Genomic DNA, 17,364 nt, shown 5'->3' on the forward strand with positions numbered 1-17,364 from the left:
CCTTTAGATCATCCATATATAAACTTAGACCAACACGACAGAATCTTAGTATTTGTCATTCGAGTAGCTCATTCTTCAATACGAATCAGCCCTTTATTTGCTATCGCGATTGGCGGCAAGGATGCCGCCTGTTCCGATGCGGTAGCAGGGAAGTACCGTCATCGGAATAGAGGATTTTTGGTTACTTTTGATCCTTCAAAAGTGACAAATGCCTCTACCTCAGACATAAGCATGTCACCAAACTTGGCGGCTGTGCCTACTACTAAACTTAGAAAAGAATTCTTAAAAACCTTGTTTAATGGCTTGTACCAAACAATCTGCATTAATTTCTTGAATCGACTTGGCACCCGTCAACGTCATCGCCACCCGCATTTCCTTATCAATCAGATCGAGCAAATTCGACACCCCTTGCCCCCCTGCCGCCGCCAAGGCATAGACAAAGGCACGGCCCAATAACACCGTATCCGCACCCAAGGCCAACATCCGCACCACATCCAGACCATTACGAATGCCAGAGTCCGCCAAAATCGCCAGATCACCCTTCACTGCATCAGCAATCGCAGGCAAAGCACGTGCAGAAGACATCACGCCATCGAGCTGACGACCACCATGATTGGAGACCACGATGCCATCTGCACCAAAGCGCACAGCATCTTTAGCATCTTCAGGGTCCAGAATACCCTTGATCACCATCGGGCCATCCCAGAATTCACGAATCCACTCCAGATCTTTCCAAGAAATCGACGGATCAAAGTTAGAGCCTAGCCAGCCGATATAATCCTCAAGCCCTGTCGGTTTGCCCAGATATTTCGAGATATTGCCCAAATCATGCGGACGACCGCACATCCCAACATTCCATGCCCAATGCGGATGCAACATAGACTGCATATAACGACGCATCGCCGCATTTGGGCCACTCATCCCTGAATGAGCATCACGATAACGCGCACCTGGCACAGGCATATCTACGGTAAATACCAGTGTCGAACAACCTGCCGCTTTGGCACGTTCCAAAGCATTGCGCATAAAGCCACGGTCACGCAAAACATAAAGCTGGAACCACATTGGACGCTGAATTGCAGGTGCAACTTCCTCGATCGGACAAACCGAAACCGTCGACAAAGTAAATGGAATTCCCTTTTTATCCGCTGCCACTGCCGCCTGAACTTCACCGCGACGCGCATACATACCTGTTAAACCTACAGGTGCCAAAGCCACCGGCATTGAAAGCGTTTCATTAAACAGTTTGGTTTCCAAACTGAGTGTAGACATATCGTTCAGCACCCGTTGACGCAAAGCGATATCAGAAAGGTCCTGTACATTGCGTTTTAAGGTATGTTCCGAATAGGCACCACCGTCGATGTAATGAAATAAAAATGGCGGTAAACGACGTTGTGCCGCAGCACGATAATCATTGCCAGAAGAAATAATCATTTTGAGTCAACTCTTGTTAAACGTGTTGCACGTTTCTGGCGAGCTTCATCTTCGTCCAGCGCACGTACATGATTAATCACAAATTCAATATGACCACACACCGCTTGGCGCGCAGCCTCCGGATCTTTACGATCAATCGCATCCATCACCTGAAAATGCTGCTCACTAAGCAAATCACCATTAACAGGATCGTTATAAACTTTCTTGCGTCCCAGTAAGACGTTGTATTGCAACAAGTCAAACAAGCCGCGCATCATCTGGATCAACACAAGATTGTGTGAGGCCTCAGCAATCGCCAGATGGAATTCTGCATCTGCAACCGCGGCCTGAGCCGAATCCCCTGCATTTTGATGGCGGCTAATCTCATCAAAATAATGATGGATTTTGGCACGATCTTCAGGCGTTGAACGCAATGCTGCATACCACGCAGTTCCACCTTCCAATAACAAACGGGCTTCTTGCACATCAAAACGGTACAGCGGATCTTCTTCAATCAGGTTACTAATCGGATTCACAATCAACTGTTGTGACCATTGTTCTGGCAATTGCTGAATATAAGTCCCATCACCACGGCGGCTACTCAGCACGCCCTGACTATTCAATTGCTGAATCGCTTCACGTAAGGACGGACGAGACACTCCCAAGCTGGTTGCAAGCTGACGCTCAGCTGGCAAACGATCACCTTGTTTCATCTGACGCTGCTCAATGAGCGCCTGTAATTTCATGACCACTTGATCGGAGATTCTCATCACATTTCCTTGATTAGCGTTATGGAATCATCCACGGCACCAGATAAGCCTGAACCGTGACGATGATGCCAACAAAGACAGTAAATATGATGCTATGTTTTACCGTGAAACGGAACAAGTCTGACTCTTTTCCAACGAGACCTACCGCTGCACAGGCAATCGCAATCGATTGTGGTGAAATCATCTTGCCCGTCACGCCGCCACTGGTATTGGCTGCCACCAGCAATACTTCTGGAATTCCAATTTGCTGGGCTGTGGTCGCTTGTAAAGCCGAGAACAAGGCATTTGATGACGTATCTGAACCCGTCAGGAATACACCCAGCCAACCCAAGAATGGCGAGAAGAAAGTAAAAGCATGACCTGTGTGTGATAATGCTAGCGCCAGAGTCGCAGAAAGACCTGAATAGTTAGCAATAAAAGCAAAGGCCAACACCATCCCAATCGAATAAATTGGCGTTTTTAATTCATTCAATGTTTCGCCAAAGGTAGTGACCGCCTCACGCGTTCTCATTTTCAGGAAAATGATGGTGATGATGGCCGCAATAAAAATAGCCGTACCTGTGGCAGAGAACCAGTCAAATTTATAGATCGCTTCATAAGCTGTAGTTTCAGGTACAATCGGCGCCATTTTTTCTACCAGCTTATGCAGATACGGCACTTCAATTTTAAAAATCCAGTCCGCCAATGCCCCATCTTTGGCAAACAAAGCCTTAAAGGGTTGAATACTCCAGATGGTCACCATCACGGTTAAGATCATAAACGGAGACCATGCTTTGGCAATCTGCGCAATGCTATAGCGTTGTGGCATATGCTCTGCTGAGCTTGTATCTTGTGGCTCTACACCCTCAAAACGGAAAATATGCTTTGGTTTCCAGACGCGGAATAACAAGGTGAGACTGACCAATGAGGCAATCGCGGCAGTAATATCAGGCAGTTCTGGCCCCAGAAAATTCGAGGTCAGGTATTGTGCAATGGCGAAGGCACTCCCGCCAACCAGTACTGCAGGCCAAGTTTCTTTCACTCCACGCCAGCCATCCATGATCGCCATAATCCAGAACAGCACAATGATGGTTAGAAAAGGCAACTGGCGACCCACCATCTGGCTGATTTCCATGGTATCCACACCAGATACCTGCCCTGCCACAATAATTGGAATACCCATTGCACCAAAGGCCACAGGCGCAGTATTCACAATCAGACACAGCCCAGCGGCATAAAGTGGTTTAAAGCCTAGTCCGACTAATAATGCCGCGGTAATCGCAACTGGCGCACCAAAACCTGCCGCACCTTCAAGGAAGGTCCCAAAAGCGAAACCGACCAGTAGCATTTGTAAGCGCTGGTCTTCGGTAATCGATAAAATACTGGAGCGAATGACGTCAAACTGCCCTGTTTTCACTGAAATTTTATACAGAAAAACGGCACCGATAATAATCCAGGAAATCGGCCATAAACCGTAGATAAAACCATACACAACAGAAGCAAATGCCATTTCAACGGGCATTTGATAGAAGAATAAAGCAATCAGCATGGCAATAATCACAGTGCAGGTTCCCGCAACACTGCCTTTTAAACGAAATACAGCCAAAGCCAAAAAGAAGAAAATAATCGGAATCAGCGCAACCGCACTGGATAGCCAGATATTATTTAAAGGGTCATAAATTTGTTGCCACACATTTAGCATTCTCATCTCCTTGAAATGCTGGGCGTCATTTTGTTTTCACTTCGATATTTAACGAATCTTCCCAATATTGGTATGACCAATATTCCATAAATAAGCAAATCCAACCCATTTGCAATCTTTACGCATCTTAATTATATGAATTATCAGGATCAACCCCACTGCAACCACAATAATTGGTATGACCAATAATAATTAAACTAAATCAACCCTTTTCTATCAATCTTCTTATTTCACATTCGACTAAAGTCTTATGAAAGGATTGTCTTTACGGCAACTCTACGAAGTTGAACTCAACCGTAATCACTCGATAAAGAACTATAAATATGACTTCTTGGCGATATCTGTATAATGTGTTCACAACTCAAATCACATCACTATGAATTGAACAATATGACTCAACTGACTTGTTTTAAAGCCTATGATATTCGCGGCAAACTCGGCACAGAACTGAATGAAGAGATTGCTTATAACATTGGTCGTGCCTATGGACAGATCTATCAACCTAAAACTGTAGTCATTGGTTGTGATATCCGTTTAAGTAGCGAAGGCTTAAAACAGGCAACCATTCGTGGTTTGAATGATGCAGGCATCAATGTGCTTGATTTGGGTATGACAGGTACAGAAGAAGTCTATTTCGCAGCCTTCCATTTAGATGTACAAGGCGGTATTGAAGTGACTGCCAGCCACAATCCAATGGATTACAACGGCATGAAATTAGTGCGTGAAAATGCTCGTCCTATCAGTGCGGAAACAGGCTTAAAAGAAATTCAGGCACTAGCAGAATCAGGACAATTCACTGAAGTTACAAATAAAGGTACCACCCAAAACTACAATATTTTGCCTGAGTTCATCGAGCATCTGCTCACCTATATCGATCCGCAAAAAATTCGTCCACTCAAGCTAGTGGTCAATGCGGGCAATGGTGCCGCAGGCCATGTGATTGATGCCATTGAACAAAAATTCCAGCAACTCAACATCCCTGTGGAATTTATTAAAATTCATCATGAAGCTGATGGCAACTTCCCAAATGGTATTCCTAACCCAATTTTAATTGAAAACCGCGACAGTACCCGTGATGCGGTGCTGCAACATCAAGCCGATATGGGCATTGCCTGGGATGGTGACTTTGACCGTTGCTTCCTGTTTGATGAAAAAGGTCAGTTTATTGAAGGATATTACATCGTCGGTTTATTGGCACAGGCCTTCCTGATCAAACAATCAGGTGAGAAAATCGTGCATGACCCACGTCTGATCTGGAATACCTTTGATATCGTCGATCAATATCAAGGCATTGCGGTACAGTCAAAATCAGGACATGCTTTCATTAAAGATGTGATGCGTGAACACAATGCAGTGTATGGCGGTGAAATGAGCGCGCATCATTATTTCCGTGATTTTGCCTATTGTGACAGCGGTATGATTCCATGGTTACTCACCATTGCATTGCTTTCAGAAACAGGACAATCGCTTTCAACACTGGTTGAAAACATGATTGCCAAATTCCCGTGCAGTGGCGAGATCAACTTTAAAGTGGCTGACACACAAGCCACCGTACAAAAAATCTTTGATCATTATGCTGACCAGAATCCTCAGGTAGACCGCACCGATGGCGTTAGCCTCGATTTTGGTGCTTGGCGCCTGAATGTACGTGCATCAAATACTGAGCCATTATTGCGCTTAAATATCGAAAGCCGTGCAGACAAAAATCCGCAACCGATGCAGCATTATGTTGATGAGTTAACAGCTTTGATTCAGGGCTAATCTATTCATGTCATAAAAAAGGAGCTTCATGCTCCTTTTTTATTACCACCAGATTCAGTTAAAACCGTTTGGATTTTGCTTTTGCCAGTTCCAGCTATCTGCCAGCATATCTTCCAAAGTATATTGGGGTTGCCAACCGAGCTCAGTTTTAGCCCGCGAAGCATCTGCATAAAATGCGGCCAAATCTCCGGCTCTCCGCTCCGCAAATTCTGTCGGAATCTTAATCCCATTCACTTTCTCAAAGGTTTCTTTAATTTGTAGAACTGAAATTGGAGCTCCGGTTCCAATATTCCAAGCTCGGCAACCTTTATTGTTGAGACGATTGGAAACAGCCAGCACATGAGCTTTCGCCAAATCAACCACATGAATAAAATCTCGCTCACAAGTGCCGTCTTTGGTTGGATAGTCATTGCCAAAAATAGACAGTTTTTCACGACGTCCTACCGCTACTTGTGTGACATAGGGCATTAAATTATTTGGAATACCCTGAGGATCTTCTCCAATCTGGCCACTTTTATGTGCACCGACTGGATTAAAATAACGTAGCAAGGCAATCGACCATCTTGAGTCTGCCAGCGCCATCTTTTCTAGCATCTGTTCAATAATCAGTTTGGTATAACCATAATTATTATTTGGCAAACTTAGAGACATATCTTCTTGATAAGGTGAAGGATTTAACTCACCATATACCGTTGCAGATGAACTAAATGCTAAGCTAAAAACACCTGCTTTTTCCATCGATTTGAAGAGTTGTATACTCCCCGCAATATTATGTTCAAAATAGGCTAAAGGTATTTGCTGACTTTCACCCACTGCTTTTAAACCTGCAAAATGGATCACCGCATCAATCTGGAATTTGTGAAAGACCTGATCTAGATCCTGCTCATGGCGAATATCACCCTTTACAAAAATCAGGCTTTTATTTGCTAGTTTTTCGACACGGCGCAAAGCTTCTTCCGAGCTATTGGACAAATTATCAAATGCGATAACTTCATGGCCTGCATCCAGCAATTCTAAACAGGTATGCGAACCAATATAGCCCGCACCACCTGTGACTAAAATCTTAGCCATCTGTCTTTCCTAACAATATTTTCAGCAAACCTTGCGTTGATGCATCAAATGAAGATAAATCTTCTTGCTCACGATTTAAAATCGGTAACAGCTGATTGGCAATTTCTTTACCTTTTTCAACGCCCCATTGATCGAAGGGGTTGATATTCCAAAGTACAGATTGCACAAACACCTTATGCTCATACATTGCAATCAACATCCCTAAACTATAAGGATTCAGCTCTTTAAGTAAAATGGTTGAGCTCGGTTGATTCCCTTCATATTGCTTATATGCAGGTAAAGCTTCAAGTTCGTCAGCGGCTAAAGCCTGATTTCCAAACGCCAGTAAACGCGATTGAGCCAGACAGTTAGACAAAGCAAGATGATGTTGCTCGACCAGTGCCTCTGCGCTTTCTGCATAGGTAAACTGGTTTGCGTTATAACGTTTTACTGGGGCAATAAAATCACAGCTGACCGAGTGCGTGCCTTGATGTAACAGCTGATAGAAAGCATGCTGCGCATTCGGTCCCACTTCTCCCCAAACAATTGGGCAGGTGGCTGAATTGACCTTTTCCCCATTGCGTTGAATGGACTTACCATTCGACTCCATTTCAAGCTGCTGTAAATAAGCCGCGAAATACTTGAGTCGCCCGTCATAAGGCAATACCGCATGGGTTTGGATATCGAGAAAATTATTATTCCACGCCCCTAACAGCCCCATCAATACAGGGATATTCTGTTCAAATGAAGCCGTCTGGAAATGGTGATCGATGGCATATGCCCCTGCCAACAGTTGTTTAAACCCGTCGACACCAATCGTTAACGCAATCGGTAAACCAATACATGACCACAGTGAATAGCGACCACCAACCCAATCCCAAAGCAAAAGCTGCTTATCAGGTGCAATGCCCCATTCCGTCATCTTTTCTGGTTTAGTCGAGACCCCAACAAAGTGATTCTTTAGAATCTTTTCATTGCTTCCTAACGCTTTTTCTAACCATTGTCGTACAGTCTGTGCGTTCGAAAGTGTATCAATGGTACCAAATGACTTGGAAGAAATAATAAATAAGGTGGTTTCAGGACGAAGCTGATGTAACAATTCAGAGAGCTGGCTGCCATCCATGGTTGAAACAAAGTGAATATCTAAAGGCTTTGCCGTTTTGACTTTAAAGTCTGAAAGCGCATGGGTGACCATGAGGGGGCCCAGATCAGATCCACCGACCCCGATGTTCACCACATCTTGAATCACTTCACCTGTTGCACCGCGACATTGGCCGGCATGAATTTTTTCAACCAGCGCATACATTTGCTCCAGCTGATCTTGAACGGCTTGATTGACCTCTGGCAGCTTTGGACTTGATTTAGGCAGACGTAAGGCCCAGTGCATCGCAGCCCGATGTTCGGTGTAGTTAATCTGCTCACATGAGAATAGTCGTTTAATCCACCCATTCAGATCCTGAGCATGAGCCAAATCCACCAATTGATTTAACACCTGCTGATCAATACGATGTTTACTAAAATCTAAAACGATCTGGTCATATTCGACTGAAAAATGCTTGAAACGAGTAGGATCCTCTGCAAATAAAGCATTTAGATGAAGCATCTTAAACTGCTTTTGTAAAACAGCCAGCTCCTCCAAAACAGAGGACTGTGCTTTAACAGCGAAAGGATGAATCTGCTTAGTCATCATTAACGTCCCACTCCCATATAAGCAAAACCTTGGGCTTTTACATAGTGTGGGTCATAAATATTTCGACCGTCTAAAATCAAGGGATGTTCCATCAATTGTGTTAATTGTTTGAAATCCGGACTCCAGTATTGTTTCCAAGCTGTTAAAACGCATAAGCCATGCACATCTTTAACAGCATCATATTGATCATGATGCAAAATCAAATCACTGCGCTGCCCATACATCATTTCTATTTCATCTAAGGCCTGTGGATCATGCAGATGAACGGTTACACCTTGAGCCCATAAAGCGGCAAGCATTTGATGAATTGGAGATTGTTGAATACTTGAGGTATTTTCTTTAAAAGATGCACCCCAGATCGCAATCGATTTGGCTTGCAAATCCCCGTGGTAATAATTCCAGAACTTGCGAAACAGAATTTCTTTCTGTTGCTCATTGATATCCCAAACCTGAGCAAGTAACTGGCTTTTCACCCCAGTATTCGCAACCGTGTTGGCAAGGGTTAAAATATCATGAGAAAAGTTTTCACCACCGAAACCTGCACCTGGTGCTAGATAAGCTGATCCAATCCGGTTATCAGCAGCCATACCCTGACGCACAGAGGCAATATCAATACCCAGCTTTTCCGCCACGACAGCCAAATCATTGATATAACTAATACGTGTCGCCAACATGCCCGAAATACTGAGTTTGGTAAACTCGGCATCCAGAATCGGCATAAATAGATATTGTTGTTCTAGAGGAAAGAAAGGTCTTAATAACTCTTTGACCTTAATCTGCACTTCAGATCGTGTACAGCCCACAATCAACTGTTTTGCTTGAGTTAAACTCTGTAAAGCGTTTCCTTCCTGCATGGTATCAGGCAGATATGCCCAATCATCATCACAAAGGATCTGTTGAAATTTTTCTGTGCCACGCAAACCAAAAGTGGATGCATTAATCATCAATTTCGGATGAATAATTGGACGTTGTTTCAAAGAGTGTAACAGTTGAAAGACTTGCTGCTCTTGCGTTTGGTTAAAACTAAATAGATAAGCATCAATATCTAAAGGTATGCCCGCTAAATCACTATAATGCAGAAAACCACTGCTCAGTTGTTTCTGCAATAAATGACTAACGTTTTCATCATGGAAGGCATATTGTTGATCATCTACTTCTCTATTAAGCTGTGAACACCAATACACCAAATGACCAGATTCAGACAATAATGCAGACATAACGCCTGCATATAAAGTATTACCAAAGATCGCGACTTTCATAAAATACTTGCCCTAAATGATTAGAGGGCCAATTCCTTGATTAAGCCCTTAAATTCTGCGCCCAGTTTTGGATGCTCAACACCATAATGTAACACAGCTTTCAGATAACCAAGTTTGCTACCGCAATCGAAGGTCTGCCCTTTCATACGATATGCTTCAACGGCCTGTGCTTGCTGTAAAGTCGCAATCGCATCCGTCAGCTGAATTTCGTTTCCAGCGCCACGCGGTGTATTTTCCAAAAGGCCCATAATTTGTGCGGGTAAAATATAACGACCAACCACAGATAGATTTGAAGGTGCTGTTCCCACGGCAGGTTTTTCAACAATGCCTTGCATAACAATACTTTCACCTTCATTCGGTGATACAGCAACGTCTACAATCCCATATTGATCAACTAAGTGGTCAGGCACTGCTTCAACCATAATTTGCGCAGCTTGAGATGCGTCAAAACGCTGAATCATCAATGACAAATCATTTTCAGCACTTTGGTTTTTGACCAGCACATCGGGTAATAACACCGCAAAGGCTTCATCACCTACAATATCTTTTGCACAGAGTACCGCATGCCCAAGACCCAATGGCTGTGGCTGACGTACACTCACGACACTGACATGCTTTGGCAAAATATCTGTGATTTCTTTGAGTAGATCAAATTTCTTCTTCTGCTCTAACGTCGTTTCTAGCTCAAAATTACGATCAAAATAGTTTTCAATCGATGCTTTTGAAGAGTGAGTCACCAAAATGATTTGTTCAATACCTGCTTCAACCGCTTCACGCACCACATATTCAATTGCAGGGCGATCAACAACAGTCACCATTTCCTTTGGAATAGATTTACTTGCAGGTAAGAAACGTGTACCTAAACCAGCCACAGGTAAAATTGCTTTTTTGATCATTGCTTTCTCAGATTAGTTAACTCGAACTTCGTCACTACGTTTATAGCCATCAACATAATGCTCAAGCTGTGTTAAAGCCCAGTCAACATCATGATCGATTGCTGTCATTTGATTGATTTTACCAAATACACACTGAATTTCTTCTAATGGAAAATGTTTTTCAAACGAACGTAAGATACGGGTATGTTCAGTATATTCGGTATTGTCCTGATCAATCAGCAATTCTTCATACAGTTTTTCACCTGGACGCAAACCACTATAGGCAATTTCAATATCACCATCTAGTGAACCACTTTCTCTCACTTTCAAACCACTGAGTTTGATCATTTGACGAGCAAGATCCTGAATTCTGACGGGCTCACCCATATCGAGCAAGAATACATCGCCCCCAGTGCCCAACGCACCCGCTTGAATGACAAGCTGTGATGCTTCAGGGATGGTCATAAAGTAACGGGTCACCTCAGGATGAGTCACTGTAATCGGACCACCTTTTGCAATCTGTTGCTTAAAGAGTGGAACAACCGAACCAGAAGATCCCAAGACATTACCAAAACGAACAATACTGATTTGCGTATCAGGTTTGGTTTCAGCGACCGCCTGACAATAGAGCTCAGCCATACGTTTTGATGCACCCATCACATTGGTTGGTCGCACCGCCTTATCTGTTGAGATCAAAACAAAGGTTTCAACGCCTTTTTTCACGGCGGCATTCAAACTGTTCGCAGTACCAATCGCATTGTTTTTTAAGCCAGCGATAGGATTACATTCAACCAGAGGGACATGCTTATAAGCTGCGGCATGATAAACCGTCTGAATATGATATTGTTCAATAATACGTTCAAGTTTTTGCTGATCTTGTACCGTTCCCAAAATCGGAACAATTTCACAAGTTGCTGTTTGTCTTAACTCTTTATCAATATCGTATAACGCAAATTCTGTTAGCTCATAAATAACCAACATTTTAGGCTTATTCTTAATAATTTGACGGCACAGTTCAGAACCAATTGAACCGCCCGCACCTGTCACCATGACCACTTTATTCTGGATATTTTTGGCGATCAGATGTGAAATAGGCGGAACTGGATCACGGCCCAATAAATCAATAATATCAACTTCCTGAATATCAGAAACTTGAATTTCGCCATCCACTAAACGGGTTAGACCAGGTAATTCCGTAATTTTTAAACGTGCGATTTCAAATTGCTGGATAATTTCAGCCTTACGCACCCGTCCAACAGAAGGAAGTGCCAGTAGAATTTCATCAATACGGTCTTTTTTAAATCGCTGTAACGCTTTTTCAACCGAATAAACTTTTAAACCACCAACAGTTTGACCTTGTAAAGAAGTATAGTCATCAATAAAGAATACTGGTAAATGGTCATCTGAACGATGTAATGCCGCTGCGATTTGCTGCCCTGCATCACCCGCTCCATAAATTGCGATTCGTTTACGCCCAATCTCTGAATAATAAGAAGCTTTGATAATAAAACGAATCACGGCACGACTGAGCCATACCCAGGCAAACATCATAAATCCATACATGAATGGAATCGACATTGGGATATAGGCTGGCGTAATCACATTCAGGATGTACAAGGTTGCCATGGTCAATGCCACGGAAATCGCCAGCTTAACAATAAAGACTTCGTTAAATGTACGTACAATAAAATGATAAACGCCTGTAAGTGCCAGACTCAGAACCGTAATAAAACTGACCAGCATGATTCCATGAGGAATACCAGGAATAACATCTGCACCTAAGTCAAATAAACGGATCACATAGCACAACCATAAAATTATAGGGAAAGCTAGAGCATCCAAAAGAACAAGGAAAATTTGCTTAAAAAGCCTTGGTGCTGAGGCGAAGTGATGAATAATCTTTTTCACAATGATCTTCTAATCATTCCATTTTACAGTTTGATCTTTATACGCATTTCTGACAGAACTAGAAATGACTTTTACATATTGATTACACAATCATAAGGGGAAGCATTTGAAAGATTATTGCACTCTTCCCCTTACTTTTTTAACCTTATTAAATTGCGCGTATTACCTTGTCAATTGCACTAATTGTTTTATCGATGCTCTCTGTGCTCAGTGTTGGATGCACCAAGAACATGAGACTTGTCTCACCGAGTTGCTGTGCATTTTGCAAACGCTGTTCTGGACGCCATGGCGTCCCATCAAATGCATGCTCCAGATAGACTTCTGAACACGAACCGCTAAAGCAAGGCACATCTTGTGCATTGATCTCTTGCATGATTCGATCACGCGACCAGCCCTCTGGTAATGCAGCTAAGTTGACCTGTACATAACATTTATAATGCGCATGTACATAATCATTTGAAGGCAAGTGAACGGTAAAGTAAGGAGAACCTTCAAAAGCCTTTAAGATTTTCTCTGCATTTTCAGTACGTTTTTGTGTCCACTCAGTCATACGTGTTAACTGAATACGACCAATCACCGCCTGCATTTCCATCATACGCCAGTTTGTACCAAAGGAATCATGCAACCATCGGAAACCTGGCGGATGTTGCTTGTTATAAACGCTATCATAGCTTTTACCATGATCTTTATAAGACCACATTTTCTTCCACAGCACTTCATCATTGGTGGTGACCATACCACCTTCCCCACCCGTGCTCATGATCTTATCCTGACAGAAAGACCAAGCCGCAATATGTCCAATTGAACCTGCAGGTTTGCCTTTGTATTTTGCACCATGCGCTTGTGCACAGTCCTCAATCACATACAGCCCCTTTTCTTGAGCAAGCTGCATAATTGGGTCCATATCACACATCCAGCCTGCCAGATGCACACAAATAATGGCTTTGGTATTTGGTGTAAGAACAGCTTCAATGCTACGACGTGAAATATTTTGGGAATCTAACTCAACATCAGCAAACACAGGATTGGCGCCCGCTGTAACAATCGAACTAGCTGATGCAAGGAAGGTACGTGAGGTCACGATAACATCATCACCAGCACCAATACCTAACGCTTTTAAAGCCACATCTAAAGCAACAGTGCCATTGGTTAGCGCCACTGCATATTGAGTACCTGCAAATGTTGCGAACTCTTTTTCAAACTCACGACATTCTTGCCCTGTCCAATAATTTACTTTATTTGAAAGTAATATATTTTTAACTGCGTCTGCTTCTTCTGGGGTAAAACTTGGCCATGGTTCAAATGCAGTATTTAACATTATGATTTCCTATTAAAATATATCTTACTTTCTTTCTAAAATTCTTGCAGGGTTACCGACTACAGTGACTCCTGCAGGCACGCTTTTAGTCACAACTGCACCCATACCAACGATAGCACCTTTACCAATCACTAATGGCTTATCTGGTGTTCCCTGCTTAATTATAGCTCCTGTACCAATATAGGCATGATCTTCAATATGAATATTGCCGTTACATTTGACACCAGGTGCAAAAGTGACGTAATCGCCAATTACACAGTCATGAGCAACATAGCTATAGATATTAGCGTGGAAAAACTTGCCAATTTTTATATTTGACGTCAAACAAGTGAATGGACAAAGTAAGCTACCTTCACCTATCTCCACCTCATCTAAAATTACTGTATTGCCTGCTTGTACCGCTAAATGTTGGACACCATCTTCATTGAGACGTGCAACCAACTTCTCTCGTACAACACTGTTTGCGATCGCAATGGTTATAGCTTTATGAGTAGCAGAACTGTTAATGAAATTTATATAGGTTAAAACAGCATATCCATTTAGGCTTCCACCCGCCTGACCATCATCAATAAATACAAATTGTTCTTTTTTTAAAGTTGGAAATTGCTGGCGGACCAATGGCATAACTTCTTTACCAAAACCACTTGCACCGTAAACACCAATAAATTCTGTCACTTATTTAACTCCTTATTATCTGTTCCTGTAAATTTACTCATTGTTGCCTCTCCAGCCTCACTGATATCATCTTTAGCTATGACTTTCTTTACCGTCTGCAACATGATTTTAAAATCTAACCACAGTGATCTGTTTTCTACATACCAAGTATCCAGTTTAAACTTCTGTTCCCAGCTAATCGCATTACGCCCATTGACCTGAGCATGTCCTGTCATACCTGGACGTACGTCATGGCGTTTTGCCTGCTCTTTATTATACAGCGGCAGATACTCCATTAATAATGGACGTGGACCCACAACGCTCATATCACCTTTAATTACGTTCCAGAGTTCAGGCATTTCATCCAGACTGGTCGAACGTAACATCTTGCCAAAAGGGGTTAAACGCTCACTATCTGGTAATGGATTGCCTCGCTCATCGATTGCATCTTTCATGGTGCGAAACTTGATCATTTCAAAAGGTTTACCATGCAGGCCTGGACGAATCTGACGAAACAATACAGGTGAACCCAGATTCTTTTTCACTTTATAAGCAACGTAGGCATATAAAGGTGATAGCAGAATCAGTGCAGTTGAAGCGATAATGATATCCAGTAATCGTTTAAGCATTTTTCACCCTTTCGAAAATTTCAACAAATTGCTGAACACCGCTTTTTAGAGATAATTTTTCATCATAAAAATTACGAGCATTTAGCCCTAATTGTTGTTGCTCCACATTGCTTAAATGGTATATATCTAATATCGACTCTTTTATACTAATCGTATCTTCGGATATTGCTATACGTCCACATTTAGCTTCTTTAACGATTTCAGCGGCATCTCCCGCTACAGCCATTAAAAGTGGCTTTCCGATTGCCATATATGCTTGAGTTTTTGAAGGCACTGTTATTTCAAACAGAGGATCGTTCTTCAGATGGACTAATAATACGCTAGCATTCATTAGTACTCCTCCAACCTCAGACATTGGCATACGAGGGATAAAAGATACATTTTTTATTTTTTCATGTTCCAAACGTAATTTGAGCCGTTCCGTTTCTGTGCCAGATCCTACAAAAACAAATTGAATGTCCTGTACTTCTTTTAATTCTTTTGCAACATCAAGAATTTTATCTAAAGCTTGAGCTTTGCCTAAATTTCCTGCGAATACAACATTAAACTTATCTTTCATTAATTGCTGATATTCAATTTTTAAAGGTTGAGTTTTGGTTAAACTTTCCTCATCACACCAATTATAAATAACACTTACCTTACTTTCTGGAACAGTTCTTTCCATTAATATTTTTTTAAAACCTGGACATAATACAACGATGTGATCGACGAATTTATAAACTAACTGACAAACTCTTCCAATAATATTTAAAAGTCTTTGATTATTTAACATACCCGTTGCTTTTAAAGTGTCAGGCCACATATCTTGAATATCATAAACTATTGGAATTTTTCTAAAAAATTTAATAAAAATAGCTGCTATTCCAACTGTTAAAGGTGGATGATAAGCATAAATAATATCTGCTTTTTTAGTCATAAAAATACCAAATAGCATTGCCATAAAAGCAAAACTAATATAATTTAGAATTCTTTTTAACGCAGAACTATCATGATTAGGATATAATGCAACACGTAGAATAGAAATTCCCTCAATTTGCTCACGCTGATATAACTTCAACTTATAACCATCATAAATTTTCCCTCCAGGATAATTGGGAAAACCTGTAAGGACTTCAACCTCATGTCCTTGCCGTTGTAATTCCTTTGCAAAGGCTAAACCTTTAAAGGTAGGTTCTGGATCAAACCACTGCGTTAAAAGAAGAATTTTCATTTCTTAATATTTTTTCCAAATCACTCGATTTACATAATCTGTGTAGCTCATAATGATACGCACAACTTTTTCACTTACGTTTGGCATACTATAGTCTTCAACTAGACGTAAAAGACGATCTTCACCTCTAGTCTGACCTTCTAGAATTGCCAAACCTTGTAAAATACGTTCCGCTTTTAAGCCCACCATCATTACAGCAGCCTCTTCCATTCCTTCTGGACGCTCATGTGCTTGACGTAAGTTAAGTGCAGGGAAATTTAGAATTGATGATTCTTCGTTAATCGTTCCGCTATCAGACAATGCAGCCTTTGCAGAAAGCTGTAACTTATTGTAATCATTAAAGCCAAGTGGCTTTAATAGTTGAATTAAAGGATGAAATTCAACATTTAACTGTTCAATACGCTTACGGGTACGAGGGTGCGTAGAAACAATTACCGGATATTTATACTTCTCCGCAACTGCATTTAGCATTTCTACCAAATCCAGGAAGTTCTGATCTGAATTAATGTTTTCTTCACGATGAGCACTCACAATAAAATATTCATTCTCTTTTAAGCTCAAGCGTTCAAGTACATTGGAAGCTTCAATTTTTGCTTTGTAGTGATGAAGCACTTCAAACATTGGGCTACCTGTTTTAATTACTAAATCAGCAGGTAATCCTTCAGCCAGCAAATAATCACGTGCAATAGTACTGTACGTTAAATTAATATCAGCAGTATGGTCAACAATTCGGCGATTAATTTCTTCAGGAACACGCATATCAAAACAACGGTTTCCAGCTTCCATATGGAAAGTTGGAATCTTGCGGCGTTTTGCAGGTAATACAGCCATACAGCTATTCGTATCCCCTAAAACAAGTAAAGCTTCAGGTTTTACTTCATCTAGAATCTTATCAACTGCAATAATGACATTACCAATCGTTTCTGCACCTGTCGCACCAGCAGCATTTAAGAAATGGTCAGGTTTACGGATACCCAAATCAGTAAAGAAAATTTCATTCAATTCATAATCATAGTTTTGACCTGTATGGACAATGACGTGATCAAAATATTCATCACACGCAGTCATTACACGAGATAAGCGGATAATTTCTGGACGTGTGCCCACCACTGTCATTAATTTTAACTTTTTCACTACTCTTTACTC

At 41.7% G+C, this 17,364-nt stretch carries 14 protein-coding genes; 1 reads left to right on the forward strand and 13 read right to left on the reverse strand.

All coding sequences use genetic code 11. The features are described from left to right. Window positions 1-282: 282 nt before the first annotated feature. Genes lldD through lldP form a run of 3 tightly spaced genes read right to left on the reverse strand, consistent with a single transcriptional unit; the run spans window position 283 to window position 3,870 of the window. Window positions 283-1,434, reverse strand: coding sequence for an FMN-dependent L-lactate dehydrogenase LldD (lldD, locus tag AWW72_RS02805; RefSeq protein ID WP_062846369.1), 1,152 nt, complete (start codon window positions 1,432-1,434; stop codon window positions 283-285). After that, a complete protein-coding gene (gene lldR / locus AWW72_RS02810) occupies window positions 1,431-2,183 on the reverse strand; it encodes a transcriptional regulator LldR (RefSeq protein WP_062846370.1) in 753 nt (250 codons plus the stop codon). The genes lldD and lldR overlap by 4 nt, the downstream gene beginning before the upstream one ends. A gap of 19 nt (window positions 2,184-2,202) precedes the next feature. Then, window positions 2,203-3,870 (reverse strand): L-lactate permease, encoded by a 1,668-nt coding sequence (gene lldP / locus AWW72_RS02815; RefSeq protein ID WP_171254664.1) that lies wholly within the window; start codon window positions 3,868-3,870, stop codon window positions 2,203-2,205. Between the two features lie 384 nt (window positions 3,871-4,254). Here lldP and AWW72_RS02820 point away from each other — a divergent pair, with 384 nt between their 5' ends. Then, window positions 4,255-5,625 carry a phosphohexomutase domain-containing protein gene (locus AWW72_RS02820; RefSeq protein WP_062846417.1) on the forward strand — a complete coding sequence of 457 codons (1,371 nt, stop codon included), beginning with the start codon at window positions 4,255-4,257 and terminating at the stop codon, window positions 5,623-5,625. A 54-nt stretch (window positions 5,626-5,679) separates the two neighbouring features. Here the strand turns inward: AWW72_RS02820 and galE are convergent, their stop codons facing one another. The 10 genes from galE to wecB form a co-directional block, all read right to left on the reverse strand. Continuing rightward, window positions 5,680-6,696, reverse strand: a complete 1,017-nt coding sequence (gene galE, locus AWW72_RS02825; RefSeq protein WP_062846372.1) for a UDP-glucose 4-epimerase GalE — start codon at window positions 6,694-6,696, stop codon at window positions 5,680-5,682. Further along, the gene (gene pgi, locus AWW72_RS02830) at window positions 6,689-8,362 is read right to left on the reverse strand and encodes a glucose-6-phosphate isomerase (protein WP_171254669.1); all 1,674 of its coding nucleotides are present in this window, start codon (window positions 8,360-8,362) and stop codon (window positions 6,689-6,691) included. The genes galE and pgi overlap by 8 nt, the downstream gene beginning before the upstream one ends. A 2-nt stretch (window positions 8,363-8,364) precedes the next feature. Further along, a complete protein-coding gene (locus AWW72_RS02835; protein WP_062846374.1) occupies window positions 8,365-9,624 on the reverse strand; it encodes a nucleotide sugar dehydrogenase in 1,260 nt (419 codons plus the stop codon). 20 nt (window positions 9,625-9,644) lie between these two features. Further along, complete coding sequence (gene galU, locus AWW72_RS02840; protein WP_062846375.1) at window positions 9,645-10,520, reverse strand: UTP--glucose-1-phosphate uridylyltransferase GalU; 876 nt, start codon at window positions 10,518-10,520, stop codon at window positions 9,645-9,647. A 12-nt stretch (window positions 10,521-10,532) separates the two neighbouring features. After that, complete coding sequence (locus AWW72_RS02845; protein WP_062846376.1) at window positions 10,533-12,407, reverse strand: nucleoside-diphosphate sugar epimerase/dehydratase; 1,875 nt, start codon at window positions 12,405-12,407, stop codon at window positions 10,533-10,535. 148 nt (window positions 12,408-12,555) lie between these two features. Then, the gene (locus AWW72_RS02850; RefSeq protein WP_062846377.1) at window positions 12,556-13,725 is read right to left on the reverse strand and encodes a DegT/DnrJ/EryC1/StrS family aminotransferase; all 1,170 of its coding nucleotides are present in this window, start codon (window positions 13,723-13,725) and stop codon (window positions 12,556-12,558) included. A gap of 24 nt (window positions 13,726-13,749) precedes the next feature. Continuing rightward, window positions 13,750-14,400 carry a NeuD/PglB/VioB family sugar acetyltransferase gene (locus AWW72_RS02855; RefSeq protein ID WP_081410354.1) on the reverse strand — a complete coding sequence of 217 codons (651 nt, stop codon included), beginning with the start codon at window positions 14,398-14,400 and terminating at the stop codon, window positions 13,750-13,752. Continuing rightward, on the reverse strand, window positions 14,397-15,008 hold the full coding sequence (locus tag AWW72_RS02860) for a sugar transferase (RefSeq protein ID WP_062846378.1): 612 nt from the start codon (window positions 15,006-15,008) through the stop codon (window positions 14,397-14,399). Before AWW72_RS02860 ends, AWW72_RS02855 begins: the two co-directional genes overlap by 4 nt. After that, entirely contained in the window at window positions 15,001-16,218 is a 1,218-nt protein-coding gene (locus tag AWW72_RS02865) for a glycosyltransferase family 4 protein (protein WP_062846379.1), read from the reverse strand. Before AWW72_RS02865 ends, AWW72_RS02860 begins: the two co-directional genes overlap by 8 nt. 3 nt (window positions 16,219-16,221) lie before the next feature. Further along, window positions 16,222-17,352, reverse strand: coding sequence for a non-hydrolyzing UDP-N-acetylglucosamine 2-epimerase (gene wecB, locus AWW72_RS02870; protein ID WP_062846380.1), 1,131 nt, complete (start codon window positions 17,350-17,352; stop codon window positions 16,222-16,224). Window positions 17,353-17,364: the final 12 nt, after the last annotated feature.

The organism is Acinetobacter sp. NRRL B-65365, assembly GCF_001605865.1.
Lineage (GTDB): Bacteria > Pseudomonadota > Gammaproteobacteria > Pseudomonadales > Moraxellaceae > Acinetobacter > Acinetobacter vivianii.